This window comes from Metamycoplasma auris 15026 (genome assembly GCF_000367765.1).
In the GTDB taxonomy this organism is placed as follows: Bacteria; Bacillota_I; Bacilli_A; order Mycoplasmatales; family Metamycoplasmataceae; genus Metamycoplasma; species Metamycoplasma auris_A.
Window position 1 is genome coordinate 24985 of sequence record NZ_AORI01000012.1, and the last position, 21151, is coordinate 46135.

General features: G+C 30.7%; 13 protein-coding genes and 2 rRNA genes. 1 reads left to right on the top strand and 14 read right to left on the bottom strand.

Annotated features, from left to right (window positions below; genetic code table 4):
- Positions 1-62: 62 nt before the first annotated feature.
- Positions 63-884, bottom strand: coding sequence for a hypothetical protein (locus tag MAU_RS03455; RefSeq protein ID WP_004425239.1), 822 nt, complete (start codon positions 882-884; stop codon positions 63-65).
- 18 nt (positions 885-902) lie between these two features.
- On the bottom strand, positions 903-1664 hold the full coding sequence (locus tag MAU_RS02870) for a hypothetical protein (RefSeq protein WP_004425242.1): 762 nt from the start codon (positions 1662-1664) through the stop codon (positions 903-905).
- Positions 1665-1854: 190 nt separating this feature from the next.
- Between MAU_RS02870 and MAU_RS03570 the strand changes: the two genes are divergently transcribed.
- Positions 1855-4824 (top strand): AAA family ATPase, encoded by a 2970-nt coding sequence (locus MAU_RS03570; RefSeq protein WP_004425244.1) that lies wholly within the window; start codon positions 1855-1857, stop codon positions 4822-4824.
- A 110-nt stretch (positions 4825-4934) separates the two neighbouring features.
- Here MAU_RS03570 and MAU_RS02880 read toward each other — a convergent pair.
- From MAU_RS02880 to MAU_RS02935, 12 genes are all read right to left on the bottom strand, one after another.
- Positions 4935-7843, bottom strand: a 23S ribosomal RNA gene (locus MAU_RS02880).
- A gap of 183 nt (positions 7844-8026) precedes the next feature.
- A 16S ribosomal RNA gene (locus MAU_RS02885) occupies positions 8027-9547 on the bottom strand.
- Together the 16S and 23S rRNA genes form the textbook arrangement of a ribosomal RNA operon.
- Before the next feature lie 379 nt (positions 9548-9926).
- Entirely contained in the window at positions 9927-10397 is a 471-nt protein-coding gene (gene greA / locus MAU_RS02890) for a transcription elongation factor GreA (RefSeq protein ID WP_004425247.1), read from the bottom strand.
- Entirely contained in the window at positions 10387-11145 is a 759-nt protein-coding gene (locus tag MAU_RS02895) for a BC85_0335 family putative methyltransferase (RefSeq protein WP_004425249.1), read from the bottom strand. Before MAU_RS02895 ends, greA begins: the two co-directional genes overlap by 11 nt.
- 15 nt (positions 11146-11160) lie before the next feature.
- Positions 11161-11481, bottom strand: a complete 321-nt coding sequence (locus tag MAU_RS02900; RefSeq protein ID WP_004425251.1) for a hypothetical protein — start codon at positions 11479-11481, stop codon at positions 11161-11163.
- A gap of 2 nt (positions 11482-11483) precedes the next feature.
- The gene (gene ruvX, locus MAU_RS02905; protein WP_004425253.1) at positions 11484-11912 is read right to left on the bottom strand and encodes a Holliday junction resolvase RuvX; all 429 of its coding nucleotides are present in this window, start codon (positions 11910-11912) and stop codon (positions 11484-11486) included.
- Positions 11905-14565 carry an alanine--tRNA ligase gene (gene alaS / locus MAU_RS02910; protein WP_004425255.1) on the bottom strand — a complete coding sequence of 887 codons (2661 nt, stop codon included), beginning with the start codon at positions 14563-14565 and terminating at the stop codon, positions 11905-11907. Before alaS ends, ruvX begins: the two co-directional genes overlap by 8 nt.
- A gap of 52 nt (positions 14566-14617) precedes the next feature.
- Positions 14618-15730 carry a tRNA 2-thiouridine(34) synthase MnmA gene (gene mnmA / locus MAU_RS02915; RefSeq protein ID WP_004425257.1) on the bottom strand — a complete coding sequence of 371 codons (1113 nt, stop codon included), beginning with the start codon at positions 15728-15730 and terminating at the stop codon, positions 14618-14620.
- A 105-nt stretch (positions 15731-15835) separates the two neighbouring features.
- Positions 15836-17260, bottom strand: coding sequence for a YitT family protein (locus MAU_RS02920; RefSeq protein WP_004425259.1), 1425 nt, complete (start codon positions 17258-17260; stop codon positions 15836-15838).
- A 3-nt stretch (positions 17261-17263) separates the two neighbouring features.
- Positions 17264-18709 carry a replicative DNA helicase gene (gene dnaB / locus MAU_RS02925; RefSeq protein WP_004425261.1) on the bottom strand — a complete coding sequence of 482 codons (1446 nt, stop codon included), beginning with the start codon at positions 18707-18709 and terminating at the stop codon, positions 17264-17266.
- Positions 18710-18731: 22 nt separating this feature from the next.
- Entirely contained in the window at positions 18732-19169 is a 438-nt protein-coding gene (gene rplI, locus MAU_RS02930) for a 50S ribosomal protein L9 (protein ID WP_004425263.1), read from the bottom strand.
- The gene (locus MAU_RS02935) at positions 19160-21121 is read right to left on the bottom strand and encodes a DHH family phosphoesterase (protein WP_004425265.1); all 1962 of its coding nucleotides are present in this window, start codon (positions 21119-21121) and stop codon (positions 19160-19162) included. Before MAU_RS02935 ends, rplI begins: the two co-directional genes overlap by 10 nt.
- Between the last annotated feature and the right edge of the window lie 30 nt (positions 21122-21151).

Sequence of the window (21151 nt, forward strand, 5' to 3'; positions counted from 1 at the left end):
TTTTTCTTTTTTATTTAATTAAGTAAGAAATATTTTGTTGATTTTTTAATAATAAAGAAACCTTATACTTTTTTAGTGGCAACGATTGCTATTACAATGATGATTAGAATAGCAATAAAAATACCTAAAGCAATGCCTACTAATTTTCTAACATCAAGAAATTTAAAGTTTTTTTCTAGTGTTTCTTCGCTTTCTTTTGCTTTTTTTATTTTTTCTAGAAAATTAAGCGGCCCATCTGGCATTTTTTCTTGGTTAGAAAAGCCTTTCATTTTGTCATATTTTAAATATCGTTTAATTTCATTAAAAAACTCTTCGTTATTTTTAATCGATCAACCATATTTTCTATTGGACCGCGATGATGTTAGAATCTTATCGCAGTCCCCTTTTTTTCTTATATTTAAAGATAGTAAACAAGATAAATATAATTCCTTTTTATCTTTTACTAATAAAGCGATTTCTTTATCTTTATTATTAGTATAGTTAATACCTGAATAAATGTCATTAAGTTTTGGAATTATAATTTTATACATCTTATCAACTTTTGTAGAGGTTTCATTTTTTATTTTGATAAATAAAAGTAGATATTCCAATAAATTACAATAGACTAAACTTTTTCCTTCTTGATATTGAGGATACAAATTAATATTTGATTTTGAATTTAAATTTGGAATGTAATATTCATGAACATGGTGAATATAGAGTCCTTCATTTTCTTTGTTTATATTTTCATTGATTATAATATCCCCAAAATTAGAAATGCTAGCATATGATTCCTTAATTCCTCCATACTTTTTTCTTAAATAACTTACATACATAAAATAAGACATATTTAGTAAGTTATATATGACATTTGGATTGATTTTGGTTTCAGTTTTTTTCTCCATAATTTAGTACCTAAAGACTTATTTTTTAATTAAAAATGTAACAATTAAGGCTCAGAATATTGCATTAAGAATAATTGTGCCAAAAACAATAAGAAAAAGTTTGGTTCTTATTCTTGTTTTTCAAGTGTCATCTTTTCGATTACCAGTTTCATAATCAACAAAAGAATTTACATAAGGTGATTTTCATCTAGCTAACTTATCATATTTAAAATACTCTTTCATTTCATTAAAAAAAGCCTCATTTTTTTGCTTCGATCAACCAATTTTTTCATTTTCTTTGGAAGATAATAAAAGAGCATCAACTTCATTTTTTAGATCAACTTTTAATTTAGACAAACAAAATAAATAATCATCCTTATAATTTCTAACTAAACTAGCTGCTTTGTTTTTTCATTCTTCTTTATAAACTATTCCTGAATAAATATCATTAAGTTCAGGAATTAGTTGACTAAATAAATATCCACCGCTACGATTTGTAGCCTGTCAGATTTTAATATGAAGCACAAGATGCTCTAAAAGATTGCAATAAACTAAGTTACTTTCATCATCATATTCAGGATATTTTCTACTTACATCTGCCCTTGTTAATCAATCAATGTTCATTTCTTTTTTATTATGAATAAAAAGACCTTCATTTCTTATAAAAGAAAAGTCATTCATTCTAAAATTACCTTCATTATCAAAACTTAAAATAGGTTTTGAAACACCGCCATATTTATGTCGCAAATAGCTAATACACTGCTCATAATTTAATTCCAAAAGTTCTTTTATTTCAGTCATATTTTTAATTATATTAATTTTTTTATTTCCTTCTTTAATCTAAGAAAACTAACAAAGAAATTTCAAGAAAATAACTAAGAAAATTAAGGCTTTTTAAAAGCTTAAAAAGCTTACAAAAAACTTCTTATTTTTTATTCTCTTAAGTTTAAAATTTAATATAGAAAGGTTTTAATAAGACTTTATTTTTATTATGGAAATTAATCTTAGCTTTGAACAAGAAGAATTTATTAAGCTAGCCCTAGAAGGAAATAATATTTTAGTTGATGCTTGCATTGGTAGTGGTAAGACTACTTCAATTCAGATGTTGTGCGATAAGTATTCTAAAGAAAAAAGAATTTTGTATCTTACATATAGCAAATTATTAAAATTTGATGCAAAGCAAAAAATCAAATCAAGCAATACTTCTGTTTTTTCATTTCATGGTTTTGCTTATTATATGTTAAAACAAAATGGCATTAATAGTTCTAATGACAATGCAATTAAGCTTTATTTAGCAAATCAAATTATTCCCTTAAAATACGATGTGTTAATCATTGATGAATATCAAGATATTGATACTGAAATGTCTAATTTACTTCTAAGCATTAAAAAGCAAAATCCAAATATTCAAATTATTGCTGTTGGGGATATGGACCAAAAGATTTTTGATAAAACTACTTTAGATATTAAAGAATTTATTACTTCCTTTTTAGATTCACATATTAAATTATCTTTTACATTTTCATATCGAATTTCTAACAATCATGCGGCTATGTTGGGGCGGATTTGAAATAAAGAAATTAATGGCATCAATGATGAATGCAAGATTGAATATAAAGATGCGTCACAAGCTCTTAAATTCCTAATTGAACAAAATCCGTCTGAAATTCTTTGTTTAGGTTCAAGAAATGGTCTTATGACTAGAGTTTTAAATATTCTTGAAGAAGTAGCAACGCATAAATGAAATAAAAAAACTGTGTATGCTAGCATTAAAGATGTTGACCAAAATGTCAAACCCAATAGTGATACAGCAATTTTTACAACATATGATAGTGCTAAGGGACTTGAAAAACCAATTTGTTTAGTTTTTGATTTTAGCGAACAATATTGAAATTTGCGTTTGAATCATCTTGATAGCAAATATGAAATTTTAAGAAATGTTTTTTGTGTCGCTGCTAGCCGTGGAAAAAATCATATTATTTTTGTACATTCTCAATTTGAAAACCCATTAACTGAAGAAATTTTAAGGATTTCTAACAATAATAAAGATAAGAAATCTCAAAATACATATTTAATATCAGAAATGTTTGATCATAAATATGAAGAAGATTTAACAAAACTATATAGTTATTTAGAAATAAAAGAGGTTGAAACGGCAAATAATTTAATTATTGATATCAAAACAAATGATGATTTAATTGATTTGTCTCCTTGTATTGGTGTATATCAAGAAGCTTTGTATTTTAATCAATATAAAATTGAGAATGAAATAAATAAGTATCTTGAAGTTGAAAATGAAAAATATTGGATTGATTATTACAAGAAATTTAATGCAAATAACAATCGTTCAATCAATGAACTTATTTTGTTTTTTATTGCCTTGCAAACTAAACAACAAAGATATATCAAACAAACAAATATTGAATTTGTTAATGAATTTGAAAAACTAGCAATTAATAATCGTCTAAAAACTTTGTTTACTAAAGATGAAAATGTGCAAGTTAGCTGCCATATTGCTTTTGAAAAAGATAAAAATAATCTAGAAATATTTGCAATCGGTTTAGCTGATGTGCTTATGGATAATGTCGTTTATGAACTTAAATTTGTAAATGAATTAAAGAATACACATTTCTTGCAAACTGCAGCTTATATGCTTGCACTAGGTTTGCAAAAAGGAATGCTATGAAATGTTCGCAATAATCAGCTTTTTGAAATTAGAATCAAAAATAAGGATGAATTTAAAAAATACATTGCATATACAATTACCAAACATAGATATCTTATTGATAAGAATATTGAATTAGAAAACAATAATGATTCAATGCTTGATACTAAAAATGAATTATCAAATTCTTCAAATTCAAATGATTTAATTGATAATAGTAAGACTGTAACTTTATATACTAAGTTCAATGATATTGATACCTCAAACAGCAATATTGAAAACGAATTCAATTTTGCTGTTATTGACGTCGAAACTAACTTTTTTGATAAGGTTATTTCAATTGGAGTAGTAATAGCAAAAAGCAATGATTTTAAAGTAGTTGATACTAACTATTGAATAATCAAGGAAAATTCAAAATTTCCTGCAATATATAGCAAAAGCCTACTGGGACCGCTATGCAGATATGACCATTATACCGGTTATGATATTGAAACATATGACTTAGCAATTGAAAAATTGATTGATTTTTTAAATAAGTACAATGTAAAACATTGATTTTCATACACATCCTTTGATTATAGACATCTTCCAAAATTAAGCAATATCTTTCAATATCATGATATTTCAATCGTTGCTAAAAACAAAAATTTCAATGATTTTATTCCAGATTATTTTGAAACTTTTAGAAATGGTGCTCTAAAAAGAGGTTATGGAGCAGAATCAATATATCGTCTTGTCACAAAAAATGATGAGTATTTTGAAACTCATAATGGTCTAATTGATGCGATTGATGAATTAATAATCATGTATGCTTTAGAGTTAGATATTGAATCATTCATACAAAATAAAAGATTAAAGAAAAAAAGAGGAGACATTGATAAATATATTGAAACAAATTTTAGTATCAACCTTATATTAAATAAAATAAAAAATAAAAATTCAAATAATATTAAATATTCTAATAGAAATACTAATGAAACTAACCTGCTAGTTTATAACAGACTAAAAGATGGTTATATAGATACTAAAGATAGTAATGTTTCTGATGAATCAAATAATAAAAGATATCTAGATGATACCAATTTAAAACAAAAAGAAAATAATTATATTAATACATCTAAAATTAATTTTCCAATACAAAAAAAGACTAGTCCAAAAAATCCTCATATAAATATTAAAAGCAAAAAGAAGCTTAGCAAGAATACAAAAAATGACCTTATTAAATTAATAATTGTTATTCCTATTGCAGTTATTGTACTTATTATTTTTCTTGCTATTCACTATTCTAGAAAGTAGTTTCTAAAAGAAATAAAAATCACTTGCAACCAAATGGATTACAAGTGATTTTTTTGTTCTCTGAAAACTGAATATCGATTTTTTTATTTTTAGATTTCTTCTATAGAATTACTATTAAACCAATCAATTTATTAGTACTGGTCAGCTGAATATATTGCTATACTTACACCTCCAGCCTATCAACCTCATAGTCTATAAGGAATTTAATAGGGAATACTCATCTTTGAGGGGGCTTCCCGCTTAGATGCTTTCAGCGGTTATCCCTGCCGTACTTGGCTACCCAGCTATGCTTTTGGCAAAACAACTGGAACACCATCGGTACGTCCACTCCGGTCCTCTCGTACTAAGAGTAGCTCTCATCAATATTCCAACGCCCACATCAGATAGGAACCAAACTGTCTCACGACGTTTTGAACCCAGCTCGCGTACCGCTTTAATGGGCGAACAGCCCAACCCTTGGAACCGACTCCAGCTCCAGGATGCGATGAGCCGACATCGAGGTGCCAAACCTTCCCGTCGATGTGATCTCTTGGGAAAGATAAGCCTGTTATCCCCGGGGTAGCTTTTATCCGTTGAGCGACGGCCTTTCCACGAAGAACCGCCGGATCACTAAGTCCTGCTTTCGCACCTGCTCGACTTGTAGGTCTCACAGTCAATCACACTTCTACCTTTATGCTCTTTGATACGGTTTCTGACCGTATTGAGTGTAACTTTGAACGCCTCCGTTACCCTTTAGGAGGCGACCGCCCCAGTCAAACTACCCACCACACACTGTCCTCTTACCAGATAATGGTAACAAGTTAGAAGCTCAATTTAACAAGGGTGGTATTTCAACGTTGACTCCTCTTAAACTAGCGTTTAAGCATCATAGTCTCCCACCTATCCTACACAAGTTAAATCAAACTCCAATATGAAGTTATAGTAAAGCTCCACGGGGTCTTTTCGTCTAGATGCGGGTATCCGGCGTCTTCGCCGGAACCATAATTTCACCGAGTCCAATGTCGAGACAGTTAAGAGATAATTACTCCTTTCGTGCAGGTCAGTATTTAGCCGACAAGGAATTTCGCTACCTTAGGACCGTTATAGTTACGGCCGCCGTTCACCCGGGCTTCACATCAATGCTTCGCAATTGCTAACACCTTTGCTTAACCTTCGGGCACTGGGCAGGAGTCACCCCATATACATCGTCTTACGACTTAGCATAGAGCTGTGTTTTTGATAAACAGTTCCCCCTTACTATTCACTGCGGCCCATTTGTTACAATGGGCATCCCTTCTTGCGAACTTACGGGATGAATTTGCAGAGTTCCTTGACATTGGTTTTCTCGCTCGCCTTAGAATACTCATCTTGGGGACGTGTGTCCGTTCTTGGTACGGGTTTTTATAAACTTAAACGTTAGAAGCTTTTTTAAGAGGTATGGAATCATTTAATTCGTTACTTGGTCGCCCTTTTACTATGCATCACAGCTCCCAGTTAAGTTATGCGGATTTGCCTACATAACCCAGTCACTGCTTACCCCACAATCCAATAAGTGGTAAAACTATCCTCCCCCGTCACTCCATCACATTTATAAAAAGTACAGGAATATTAACCTGTTGTCCATCGGCTACGCCTTTCGGCCTCGTCTTAGGACCCGACTAACCCTGGGTGGACGAACCTTGCCCAGGAAACCTTCCCCAATAGGCGTCAGAGATTCTCACTCTGAATCGTTACTCATACCGGCATTCTCACTTGTAAGCGCTCCACCAGTCCTCACGGTCTGGCTTCAATGCCCTTACAACGCTCTCCTAACGCATTTTCATGCCCGTAGCTTCGGTATTGTGTTTTAGTCCCGTTGAATTATCGGCACAGAGTCTCTCGACTAGTGAGCTATTACGCACTCTTTAAACGATGGCTGCTTCTAAGCCAACATCCTAGCTGTTTAAGAAACTCCACAACCTTTCTCACTTAACACAATTTTGGGACCTTAGCTGACGATCTGGGTTGTTCCCCTCGCGTGCATCGACGTTATCACCGATGTACCGACTGCATAGTAATTCATGATAGTATTCGGAGTTTGATTATAGTCAGTACAGCTAGGCGCCGCCATTCCATATTCAGTGCTCTACCCCCATCACTTAACACTACACGCTAGCCCTAAAGCTATTTCGGAGAGAACCAGCTATCTCCAAGTTCGATTGGAATTTCACCCCTACCCACAAGTCATCCGGGCACTTTTTAGCGTACTACGGTTCGGTCCTCCACTTAGTGTTACCTAAGTTTCAACCTGCTCATGGGTAGATCACCTGGTTTCGGGTCTATATCAACATACTTATAATTAACGCCCTATTCAGACTCGATTTCTCTACGGCTACGCTTTAATCCACTTAACCTTGCATGTTGACATAACTCGCCGGTCCATTCTGCAAGATGTACGCCATCACCCATTAACGGGCTCTGACTAACTGTAAGTAATTGGTTTCAGGATCTATTTCACTCCCCTCTCGGGGTTCTTTTCACCTTTCCCTCACGGTACTAGTTCACTATCGGTGTCTGGTTAGTATTTAGCCTTACCAGGTGGTCCTGGCAAATTCAGACAGGGTTTCACGTGCCCCGCCCTACTCAGGATACTACAAAGAGATTTACACATTTCGCTTACGGGAATTTCACCCTCTTTGTTTAAGCATTCCAACTTATTCTGCTATGTGTAAATTTTTTTAAACTCTAAAATGTAGTCCTACAACCCCAACAACGAATGCTGGTTTGGGCTTTTCCCCTTTCGCTCGCCACTACTTAGGGAATCATTCTTTATTTTCTTTTCCTGCTGCTACTGAGATGTTTCAATTCACAGCGTGTCTCTTCATTCGACTATTGATTCATCGATATGATAATTGAGGTTTTAGCTCAATTAGGTTTCCCCATTCGGAAATCCCCGGATAACAGCTTATTTCCAGCTAACCGAGGCTTATCGCAGGTAATCACGTCCTTCATCGACTTCCAGACCCAAGGCATCCACCAAAAACTCTTATCTTGTTTAATAGTAGTATAAGACCTATTGTTTGTCTTTTTTGTATGATATATTCTATAGGTTGATCTAAACTTTGAAATATTAATAATTTAATTTTTCAATGTCGATATTCAGTTTTCAAAGAACAAAAAGAGAGATAATTCTCTCAAAACTGGATACAAATAATGTTTCCATAACAAAGATGTACTCCGTATGAAAGGAGGTGATCCATCCCCACGTTCTCGTAGGGATACCTTGTTACGACTTCACCCCAGTCACCAGTCCTACCTTAGGCGGTCGCCTCCGAGGTTAGCTAACCGACTTCGGGTATTACCAGCTCCCATGGTGTGACGGGCGGTGTGTACAAGACCCGAGAACGTATTCACCGCAGCGTAGCTGATCTGCGATTACTAGCGATTCCGACTTCATGGAGTCGAATTGCAGACTCCAATCCGAACTGAGATCGGCTTTTTGAGATTTGCTCCATGTCGCCATATTGCTTCTCTTTGTACCGACCATTGTAGCACGTGTGTTGCCCCACTCGTAAGAGGCATGATGATTTGACGTCATCCCCACCTTCCTCCCAGTTACCCAGGCAGTATCTCTAGAGTTCTCGACATAACTCGTTAGTAACTAAAGATAGGGGTTGCGCTCGTTGCAGGACTTGACCAAACATCTCACGACACGAGCTGACGACAACCATGCACCATCTGTCACTCCGTTAACCTCCACTATATCTCTATAGCTTTGCGAAGGATGTCAAGAGTGGGTAAGGTTCTCCGCGTATCTTCAAATTAAACCACATGCTCCACCGCTTGTGCGGGTCCCCGTCAATTCCTTTAAGTTTCACTCTTGCGAGCATACTACTCAGGCGGATCATTTAATGCGTTAGCTGCGTCAGTGAATTTTCCACCGACTAATGATCATCGTTTACGGCGTGGACTACCAGGGTATCTAATCCTGTTTGCTCCCCACGCTTTCGTCCCTCAGCGTCAGTATAGACCCAGTAAGCTGCCTTCGCCTTTGGTGTTCTTCCATATATCTACGCATTTCACCGCTTCACATGGAATTCCGCTTACCTCTATCCAACTCTAGTTTACCAGTATCCAAAGCGAGCCAGGGTTGAGCCCTGGGATTTGACTCCAGACTTAATAAACCGCCTACAAACGCTTTACGCCCAATAATTCCGGATAACGCTTGCGACCTATGTATTACCGCGGCTGCTGGCACATAGTTAGCCATCGCTTTCTGACAGGGTACCGTCAGCTTGGAAGCATTTCCTCAACCAAGTATTCTTTCCCTATAACAGCACTTTACAATCCGAAGACCTTCATCATGCACGCTGTGTCGCTCCATCAAGCTTTCGCTCATTGTGGAATATTCCCTACTGCTGCCTCCCGTAGGAGTTTGGGCCGTATCTCAGTCCCAATGTGGCCGTTCAGTCTCTCGACCCGGCTAAACATCATAGTCTTGGTAGGCCATTACCCTACCAACTAACTAATGTTCCGCACTCTCATCCTTTAGTGGGGCTTTAAAGGCCTCTTTCACAACGAAATCATGCGATTTCATGCGTATCCGGCATTAGCCAATGTTTCCATTAGGTATTCCAATCTAAAGGGTAGATTAAGCACGTGTTACTCACCCATTCGCCGCTAGGTTTAAAAAACCTCGCTCGACATGCATGTATTAGGCACACAGCCAGCGTTCATCCTGAGCCAGGATCAAACTCTTAAATTTGATTTGGTTAGTGTTTTTTTTTTTTTTTTGAATTATTTTTTGTAAAAATAAATTGACGTTATGGTATTTGTATCCAGTTTTCAAAGAACTATTTCAAAATTTAATCTATGCTATTTATTTTAAATTAGCATAGATATAAGTATATACAAAAATAAAAAACTTTTAAAAAAATAAATATTTTTTTTGCTTTTAAATTCTGCAAAATACTTTTAATTGCAACCTTTTATTTAAAAAGGGGTGACAACCTTTAAAAATAATACACTAAAATAATTTTTTTAATAAAAAAACTAACTATTTTTTTAGTTAGTTTCAAATTTTTTCCAATTAATCTAATTTAGAAATTTTTAGTGAGATTTTATTAGTTAAATACTAAAAGAAATTACATAATTGATTCAATTTTTACTTTGTATTTTTTTGGTGCATCAACTTCGAGAACTTCGTCAACTTTATGACTTAAAATTGCTCTTGCTAATGGCGAAGAATTAGAAATTTTATTATTAAATGGATCAGCATCAAGTGCACCAACGATTGTCACACTAATTACTTTATTAGTTTTTAAATCTAGCAATTTAACAGTTGAACCAATTTTAACAATATGTGTCCCTAAGTTATCTTCATCAATGATAATAACATTTTCTAAAATGTTTTGAATTTGCAAAATTTCATTTTCAATAGCAGCTTGCTTATCACGTGCTGCATCATATTCAGCATTTTCAGATAAGTCCCCTTGATTTCTTGCTTCCTTAATTTCTTCAATAACTGCAGGTCTTGCTTCTTCTTGCAAATAAATTAGTCTTTTCTTATATTGTTCAAGACCTTCTTTTGTTAAATAGTGTTTATTATCTTCCATAAACTTCGCCTTCTTTTTCTTCAAGCATTTCTTTTATATTATTTTTTGCTAAAAGTATAACATTTTTATTTTTGAATTTTAATGTTTCATATCTTAAATTAAAGGATAAAGCAACTTCTTTTATCTTTTTAATTTTTAGATTTTGATTATTTTCAATAATTAAAATTCCATCAGAAGCTAAAAAGTCAATGTGCTTTTTAATTTTTTCATTTAAAGTGTCGTTATTATTATTTAAAAGAATAATTAACTGCGCAATAAAATTCAGTTTTTTAGTGTTTTTAATTGCTAAAAAATCTAATTCTTGAAATTCAAGTTGGATTTTTTTATTTAATTCCAAATCAATAATACCATTTCAATGAATTTCTTTTTTTGTAAGATTAGCTAAAGAAAGAGCTAAATAATTATTTTTATCTTCTAAATAGATGTTTTGGTAGTTATTTAAATAAATAGTATTAATAAGAAAACAAGTAAAAAAATCATCTATAGAATGCGTATAAAATTTTTTAATGCCATCTAAAACAATGCCATAGTTAGGATTTCTTTCTTTTAGTTTAGCAATCTCTTCTTCTTGGTTAGGAAGGATATATTTTTTTGTCATTCTTTTTTTATAGATGAAACTTAGAATTAAAACAATAATAGCAATGCTTAAACCAACAAAAAGCGAAATTAACAAACCTAATCTTACATTTGGTGATAATTTTGAGCTTTTGGTTGCAAAAATTGCTGATTGATAAGTTAGTTGGAACATCCCTAATTTACCTTCTTATTTGGTTTCTTCAAATGCTTCGTCATTAAAGTAATTATGCGTAATAATATTACCTTCTTTGTCAACTAGGTCATTTTCTTCAAAGAATTTTTCTAGAACATCAAATAAAATGTCAATGATTGCTTCATCTTCAATTTCAATGATTTCGTCCTCTTTTCTTTGAGCAAAAATTAAAGCTTCATGTGTTGCAAAAACTGCAAAAATATTACCATTTTCTTCTATTTCAAAAACACTATAAATTTTTTCATCATCTTCAAGAATAATTTCTCTTTCAGCTGAAAAAATGTTGATTTTATTTTTTTTAGTTTCTTTTATCATTACTAATTTATCCTTTTTAAATAATCTTCCAAAATCACTTGTGCAGCAATACCATCTTTTAGAGGTTTCATTTTTTTTGTATTATATCCTAAATCAAAAAGAATATTTTGGGCAGCTATTGTGCTTTCTCTTTCGTCTTGTAAAACAATTGGTATATCAATTTCTTTTTGCAATCTTGCATGAAATTTTTCAACCATAACTGTGCGACTGCTTTTTGATAAATCCATTCTTAAAGGATATCCTAAAACAATACAATCAATTTCATTTTGATACTGACTCTCATATAAGTAGTGCTTAAGACGCTTAATTACCTCAACAAAATGCCACTGCTCAAAAAAGAAATTCTCAAGAAAAAAGGCAATTTTAGCTTCTTTATCACTAATTGCAAAGCCACAAGTTTTAACTCCTAAATCAAGGGCAATTTTACGCATTATTTATTTCCTTAAGTTTTGCAATTAAGTCTTCTTCATTTAAATTTGTTGTAATTGAACCTTGGGAAACTAAAGGATTTCCACCACCTTTGCCATTGAATTCCTTTGTAATTTTGTTAAAAATTACTGAAGAATCATGTGTTTTGGATGTCACAAGTAAAAAGTAATTTGTTTCTTTGGTTTGTAAAAATCCTATAACAATTGCATCTTGGTTATTTTCTCTTAATGCAATTGTTATCTTTCTTAATTGGTTAATATCATTATTACTTACAAAGAAAAATTCCTTGTTATTAATTAATTGTGATTGATATTGGGAAATATCAACTGCTTCGCTATTTTTTTGCTTTAGGAATTTTTTGTAATCATTGCGAATTTCTCATTCAATTTCTTCATATTTATCTAAAAGAGCCTCTTTATCAAAAACACAGTTAGGAATATTTAAATCAAATTCGAATTTATAATCTTCTTTTAAGTCTTGGTTATTTTTTATTAAAGTAAATAAAAGATTTTGTTTTTCTTTAATTTCATTAGTTAAATATTCATTAACAAGTTCTTTAGAAGTAATTACTCTTAGACGGTATATGCCACTTCCTTTGGAATCCACAGAAACAATTTTGAAGTTCTCAATCACACCACTACTTGCAACGTGAGTTCCCCCACACAAATCTTTTGTAATCCCTTCAAATTCCACAACTCTAACTTGGTTTGCATCATGATATTCAGATTCTTCGATTGTCATATATGCGCCTAGCTCTTGAGCTTTTTTAACAGAAGTAATAATGTAATTTCTTTTAGCATCCATTGTTATATATTGATTCATAATCTTTTCAATATTACGAAGCTCAGCTTTTGTTGGACGATGATCAAGTCCAAAGTCAAATGTAAAATGGTCAAAGCTAATATTACTTCCAAGTTGTTCAATAACATCATTTTTATATGTTTGTCTTAAAGCATGAAACATAATATGTGTTGAACTGTGATTTCTTGCATAATTAATTCTTTTTTTAGCATCAACATAACAAGAAACTTCCTTATTTTTATCTATTTTTCCTTTAACCATGTGCACATGATTTCAGAATTTATCTTTAAAAACATCAAGAACAATGATTTTGTTATTATCTTGTAGAATATATCCAAAATCATGATTTTGTCCACCACTTGTTGCATAAAAAGGAGTCTTATCTAAAATTACATAAGAAATTTCTTCATCGTTTTTTGTGTTTTTTATTTCATTTTCTTCATCTAATAAATATAGAATTTTGGATTTGGATTCTAAGAAATCGTAACCAATAAAGTCAGATACTTTATTTGGAATTAAAGCTAAGGAATTAATTACTTTTTGCATACCAGCAACAGCTGCTGACTTAGATTTTTCTTGGTGTTCTTTTAGTTTGGCATTAAATTCATCAAGATTAATTTCAATATTTTTTTCTTTTAAAATTTCTTGGGTTAATTCAATTGGAAAACCATATGTATCAAACATTTTAAAAGCAATATTGGCATCAATTTTTTTGTTTTTTTGTAGTTCATTTTCTAACAATTTTTCACCATCTTTGATAGTTTTGGCAAATAACTCTTCTTCTTCTTTGATAATGTTTTCAACATTTTTTATATCAATATCATAAATTAGAGTATCTTTAACAGTTTTAACTAATTTATATAAGAAAGATTTTTTCTCAATACCAAGGGATAACCCTGCACGATATGATCTACGAATTAAACGTCTAATGATATAGCCTCTTCCAACATTAGAAGGTTTTACTCCATCATTGATTGCATTAACACTTGCTCTAATATGATCAGCAATAATTTTAAAAAGGGTGTTAATTTTTGTTTGTTTTATGTCTTTTGTAAAATAGTTATTTATATCATAATGAAATTTTGTTAATGCTTCAATTTCTTTGATTATTGGTAAAAATAAGTCAGTATCAAAGTTGGTTGGTGCATCTTGCAATATTGATACAATTCTTTCAAGTCCAGCTCCTGTATCAATATTCTTAGTAATTAATTCAGTGTAATTATTTTCTCCATCATTATTAAATTGGGAAAAAACAATATTTCAAATTTCAATATAACGGTCATTTTCAATATCATTTTTTAAAAGTTCAATGCCGCGACTGTCATATTTATCTCCACGGTCATAAAAAATTTCCGTATCAGGTCCACAAGGACCTTGTCCAACGTCTCAGAAATTTTGTTCTTTTGTTCCCTTAATTAGATGATCTTCTTTGATGCCAAGTGAAACTCAGCAATCATAAGTTTCCTTATCTTCTTCAAAATATGTTATGTAGATTCTTTCTTTTTCTAATTTTAAAATACTAAAAATAAATTCATAAGCGTAAGTAATTGCCTCTTTTTTAAAATAATCACCAATTGAAAAATTTCCAAGCATTTCAAAAAAAGTATGATGTCTCGAAGTCACACCAACATTTTCAATATCATTAGTTCTAATAGAGGCTTGGGAATTTGTTAGCCTTTTTGCAGGTGGGATTTTTTTGCCACTAAAATAATCCTTTAATGTTGCTACTCCGGAATTAATTCAAAGTAGCGAAGGGTCATTTTGGGGAATTAGTGATTTCGATTCTACTACTAGATGATTTTTAGAAGCAAAAAAATCCAACCACATTTTTCTTATTTCTTTGGAAGATAGCATAAATTACCTCGCTTGTTTTTTAAATTTAAATGAATTTATTTTTAATTTAATTTTATAAATAATCTTTTTTAATTCCATTATAAAAGATTTGGTCGATGATAGCAGCGCCTATTACTTTGTTATCTTCATAAATAACAACTTCTTGACCTGGAGTGACAGCTTCTGTATCTTGATATATAACTTCAATTTGATTATTTTCTAATAATCTTATTTGACATTTAATATCAGCTTGACGGTAGCGAAATTTTGCGCTTAGATTATCCTTGTTATATTCATTTGCTAATGGATTTCAATTAATGCCAATTAGTTTGTTAGACAATAGATATTCTTTGTGGTCTTCATTAGTAACATAAATAACTTTTTTTTCAAGATTATGACCAACTACAAAATATGGTTTTTCATAGCCACCTAGATTAAGCCCTTTTCTTTGACCAATTGTATAATACATAGCTCCCCTATGTTTACCAACAACTTTTTTAGTATGAATATCAATAATTTCACCGGGCTTTGCTGGAATGTAGTTTTCTAGGAATTGTGTGAATCTTCTTTCTCCTATAAAACAAATTCCTGTAGAGTCTTTTTTTGAGGCCACTGCTAAATTTAATTTTTTAGCTATTTCTCTAACTTCAGTTTTTTCATAATCTGCTAAAGGAAAAAGAGTTTTTTCTAGTTGACTATTTGAAAGTTGTGCTAAAAAATAAGATTGGTCTTTGGAGTTATCTTTTGCTTTATACAAAAAACCATCCTTAGTTTTTGCATAATGTCCCATAGCAATATAGTCAGCATTTAATTTTTCAAAAGCATAATCAGCAAAAGCTTTAAATTTAATATATTTATTGCAAAAAATATCAGGATTAGGTGTTCTTCCTTTTTTGTATTCGTCAATCAAATATTGGAATACATTATCCCAATATTCTTTTACAAAGTCAATCCGGTGTAACTTAATATTAAGTTGTTTTGCAACTGCTTGTGCATCTAAATAATCTTGCTCTTGAGGACATATATCATTACTAATATCTTCATTCCCTAAAAAATCATTATTTAGCATGGAATCCCAATTACGCATAAAAAGACCTTCAACATCATATCCTTGCTCTTGAAGTAAATATGCACAAACACTTGAGTCAACCCCACCGCTCATTCCTAAAATTACTTTTTTTGCCATATTTTATCCTATAAAAATATATAAATTATAAAGTTTTTTTAGCACCTAAAAACCATTTTTTTGCTTTTTAAAAAAGAATTAAAAAAGGAACTCATTATTGAGTCCTTAATCAACAAAGGAAGTATCAAATTCCCCTGATATATTATGAATATTAGAAATTGTAATTCAAGCGCTCTTGTCAACTTTTTTAACTTGTTCTAAGATAATATCTCTTTCGAAAAATAGTGCTACTGTTTCGATCTTACCAAATTCATTATGACTAAAACCACCTACACCATTAAAGATATTAAATGGGTGAACATAATTAATTTTCTTAAATTGTTCAGCAATTAATTCTGGATATTTAGAATAAATTTCAATCTTAACTTTTTTGTATTTTGGATAGAATTTATTAACTAAAAATGTAAAGATAAATAAGTAAGCTATTGTTCCTAAGATTCTCATTAAAAATAAAGATGAATCCCAAACGTGGCCTGTAATATTTTTAGTGTATTCTAATGAACCTACAACAATTGTTGAAAATGCTGAGAAACAAATGGAAACTAATAAGAAAGCATTACCAACTGGCTTTTTGTTTTTGTAGGCAATATAGTTAGAAATTACTGAAGCTCCTCCTATAGATCCTCTTTGTCTTCAAGCAACAATAGAAGCAAATCCTTCAGCAATTCCCCCTAAAAATGCATACACAATTACAGGTCAATTTTGTCCATTATAAACACCATAAAACTTAGTTTTTGTTTCTCCGTTTAGTAGCAATGGAATTAATTGATTAATTTGAATACTATGAATTGTTTGGCCTTCTTTTAAACTATCTAATATATTTTCTAAATTAGATATAACTGCTTTTAAATCAGTTTGATTAAATTGATTTTTAAAATAAGTAACAATTTCTTTTCCAGCTAGACTTAAGTTATTAATTCCTTCATTACTATTAGATTTAATAACATTAATTATATTTTTTAGGTTATCACTTTCAGCATACATTTTTGTAACAATGCGTGTGTCTAGGCCAAATGGATCTCAATAGTATTTAGCTTGCCCAATTGGATTATAAAGTGAAATTTTTTGGTTAATGAAATTAACAATTGGATTAGAACCTCTTCCTGCATATTCAACAAAAACAATTTGGACAATTACTTGGAAAATCATTCAGTAATATGTCACAACCATAAACATCCGCGGATTAAGTCTTCAGAATGCAAACATTAAAGGTAAATTAACTAAAACATAAAACAAACCATAATATTGGGCAGTAGTTGGTGCTGTAAATGTAATAATTTGTGATAGTGAAGAAGTTCCTGAAGCAATTGTGGCAGCTTTCTTTAAGAAGACAGTTAAAGCAATGTTATATAAAAATGCACTGACAAACATTCAAAAGATTTTCTTTGGATATTTTTTTCAAATATTAAGAATATTAACTTGTAGTGGATTAAGGGCAGCAATTCTTTCTTCCTTAAGACGTTTTTTTTCTTCAAGACTTAGTTTCTTTTTTGCAATTTTTTTATCTAATATTTTTGTTTTTTTCTCCATTAATTAATCTTCTTTCATTCTTCTTATGCCATCAAGTTGTGATTTTATTTTATCTTTTGGTTCTTTGTCATAAATAAAGCGGTTATATTCAGGTACAAAAAGAAGCTGTATTGTCTTAGTTGCCCCATGACGGTTTTTGGCTACAATTACATTTGTTAAAGATGCATGCACTTTATCTTTAGTGCCATATGCAACAATATCTTTTTCTTGCTCACCTGTTTTTTTATTTTTATAATAGTCATCCCGATGTAAAAAGACCACACGGTCAGCATCTTGTTCAATTGCCCCAGATTCTCTTAAATCTGAAATTAAAGGTGTTTTATCTTCTCTTTTTTCAACACTTCGACTTAGTTGACTTAAAGCAATTACTGGACATTCTAATTCTCTTCCTAATTGTTTTAGAGAACGTGAAATTTTTGCTACTTCAAGTTGTCTATTTTCTTGCGAGCGTTTTGATGAATCTCCTATTAATTGCAAATAATCAACAATAACAAGGTCAACTTTTGCATTTCTTGCAAAACGTTTGGAAAGAGTGGATATATCTGAGATGCTTAAAGTAGCGCGGTCATTGATATAGATTTTTCAATTTGACATCTCTTCAACTGTGTGCATTAAATTTCTTTGGTCTTGGATATCAAGTTCTTTTGTTTTTAGTTTTGCAATTGAAACAGTAGAATCAATTGCCATCATTCTTTGAACTAATTGGGGATTTGACATCTCTAAACTAAAAAATAAAACTGTTTTCCCTTTTTTTGCGACATTGTTAGCAATATTTAATGCAAAAGCAGTCTTTCCCATAGCAGGACGTGCTGCTAAAATCATCAAATCCCCTTTGTTAAGTCCCAATAAAACTTCATCTAACTCAGGGAAACCAAGTTGCAAGCCCACTCCGATATCACTATCTAGTTTTCTTAGAATTTGTTGCAAAATACTTTCAGCAGTATCACCAATTTTTTCATATGTGGAATTAATTTCAGAAATATCAATATTAATAAGGGAAAGTTGAATGTGTGAAAGCAAATCTGAAACATCAAATGTTTTGTTTGCTATTGTATCGCTTACTTCATTTAGTAAATTAGTAAGACAATCAACCTTATATTGGTCAATGATATTTTTTGCATAGATTTCAATTTCTGAATCAAAACCTGGATTTTCCATTAAATAAGCAATGTATTCTGAAGAGCTCATCATAAAGGAAGCTACTTGGTCAAATTGCTTTTTTTGTTCTAAATAAGAAATTAAAATTGGCAAATCGAAGTTTTTTGAATTATTGATAACTTCTGCAATTGCCTCATATAAAATTCGATGGCTAGGAAAATGAAACATTTCAGGACGAATGATTATGCCAATTTTTACATAAGTATCAGGATTGACTAAAAGAAGACCCAATAATGCAACTTCATTATTGGCTATTGCTATCTCTCTTGAACTTAATGAATTATTTTGCATCTTTCCTGCTTTTTCTTATTTTTTATTTTTCTTCGAAAATTTCAATTAATAAAATTGCTGTTACTTCTGGGTGTAATTTCACATTAATATAATGTCTTCCAAAAGTATTATATGAATCTTTTTCAAGTGCATGTGCACCAATTTTAATGTTATTTTTTAAAAGTTCTCTTTCAATTGCTTTGTTAGTAATTGAACCATGAACGATATTTCCATTTGATTTTAAATGGAAATTTAGAGTTAACATTTCAATTTTTTCTTTTAAACTTTTTGCTTTTTCAACTTCGTTTTGATAGTCTTCTGCAATATTATGTTTTACTCTTTCTAAATTCGCTAGAGTTTGTTTATTTACAGGTTGTGCATAACCGTTTTTGATTAAAAAGTTTTTTGCAAAACCATCATTAACTTCAATGATTTGATTTAATTCATATTTGTCATATTTTTTAATTATTATTACTTTCATTTTCCCACACTCACAATTGCTTGTCTTAAATTGTCAACAAAGACTTCAATTTTTTCGTCACTTTCAGCGGCCGCACTACTAAAATGCCCACCGCCATTAACTGCCTCAGCAATAAGTTGCACATTTGTATTAATTCCTCTTGCTGACAATTTGTATTTCTTTTGTCCAACTAGCCCACCAATTACAAACGCTGCTTTTCTACCATTAACTCTTAAGATTTCTTCTGCAGCAATAGAAATTACATCAGGAGAAACTTTGATATCTTTATATGCTAAAAAATATCCTGGTTTGACTTCTTCTAAATTTTCTAGTAACTCAAAAACTTGGCTAAATACTTCTTCATTTATTTTTAAGTTATTGACAGAAATAGAAATTTTTGCTCCCCATTTTTCTAATAAGGCTGCTGCTGAAAATGTTTTTGAGGAAGTTTGTTTTTGAAAGTTATTTGTATCAAGGTAGATACCATCCAATAAACGTTGTGCTGTTTCATTATCTATTTTATCATTGTTATTAGTAATTGCAATAATCTCAGTGACAATTTCAGAAGCTGAGGATGCTAGGGAATCAATGTATAAATTTTCTTTATAAATAAAATCAGGATTTGTACTTAGACGGTGGTGATCAAGAATAATAATATTTTCTTTTTCAATGTTTTTAAAAGCGTTTTTATTTTCAATCCGATTTTCTACAGAAGTATCACAAATAACAACAAGTGTTTGGGCATCATTCATAGATGTTGCTTCTGAAGGACTAATAAAAGCTTGCTTATCAATAGGACTTAGGGCATTATATGATTTTTGGGTTGTTTCATCAAAAGTTTTGTTTTGAATGAAAGCATCTTTACCAAATTCTTTAGCTAGTTTATAGATAGCTCATGATGAACCAAGTGCATCTAAATCTGCGTTTTTGTGTCCATATACTATTACTTTAGTAATGTTTTTTGATTTTAATTTACTAATTAAGATTTTTGCAATGTAAGAGACATTTGTTCTTGACATATCCACATCAATTTCTGATATTGAACCATAAAAACGTGGACTTTCATTTTTTGTTAAAACAGTAATTTGGTCTCCACCACGAGTTTTAGATTGCAAAATCGCTTCTTTTGCTAATTCATCTAAAACACTAAATTTATAAATACCATAAGCAAAACCACCAGAAAGAGTAATTGAAATTTGCTTGCTTAGATTTTTAACATTTAAATCTCTAAAAACATCAAAATTATCTTTTTCAAATTGGTCTAGTGTTTCTTTATTTGTAATGATAAAAAATTGTCCATTTTCATATTGGTGATAAACAATGTTATATTTTTTGGATATCTCATCAAATAAAAGCGCTAAGTTACTATAAATTTTATATAAATCTTCTTGAGGTAAAGATACTTGATATAGATTGATATTATCAATATGCAATTCCCCTAAAACTATGGATTGTTTTTTGTAATCATTTAATAAATTAGTTTGAAATGTAACATCCTTAACAATCACAATATTTTTTTCAAAATTTACATGAATTGAGTATTCATAATTTTCTTTTTTAAATGCAAAATCATAGTTTGATTCATTTCAATCTTTGACGCTAAAAATTTCATTAATATTTTTCCCAATAATTGAACTTCCAAAGCGACTTAAAATAAAAGTTGTCGCTCAAATAATTTCTCCACTATTTAAAAAAATAAAAATTCCAGTTCCTGATTCACTAATTTCATTTTGAATATATTGACTTAGTGTCCTATTAATAAATAAAGATTCTTTTAGAAACTTTTTAATAATGAAAGCACTATAAATTCCTAAGGCTACAATTAAAAATGAATATATTGCAACAATGGGAATTCTTCATTTGCTAGGAAGCACAAAAATACCTGCAAAAAAGATAATTGTAGGAATAATAAAGAATGCCAATATTTTAATAACAAATATAGCTAATCTTTTTTTATCTTCTTTTGTTTTCATAGTTTAAATTATACAAAAAATACATTAAAA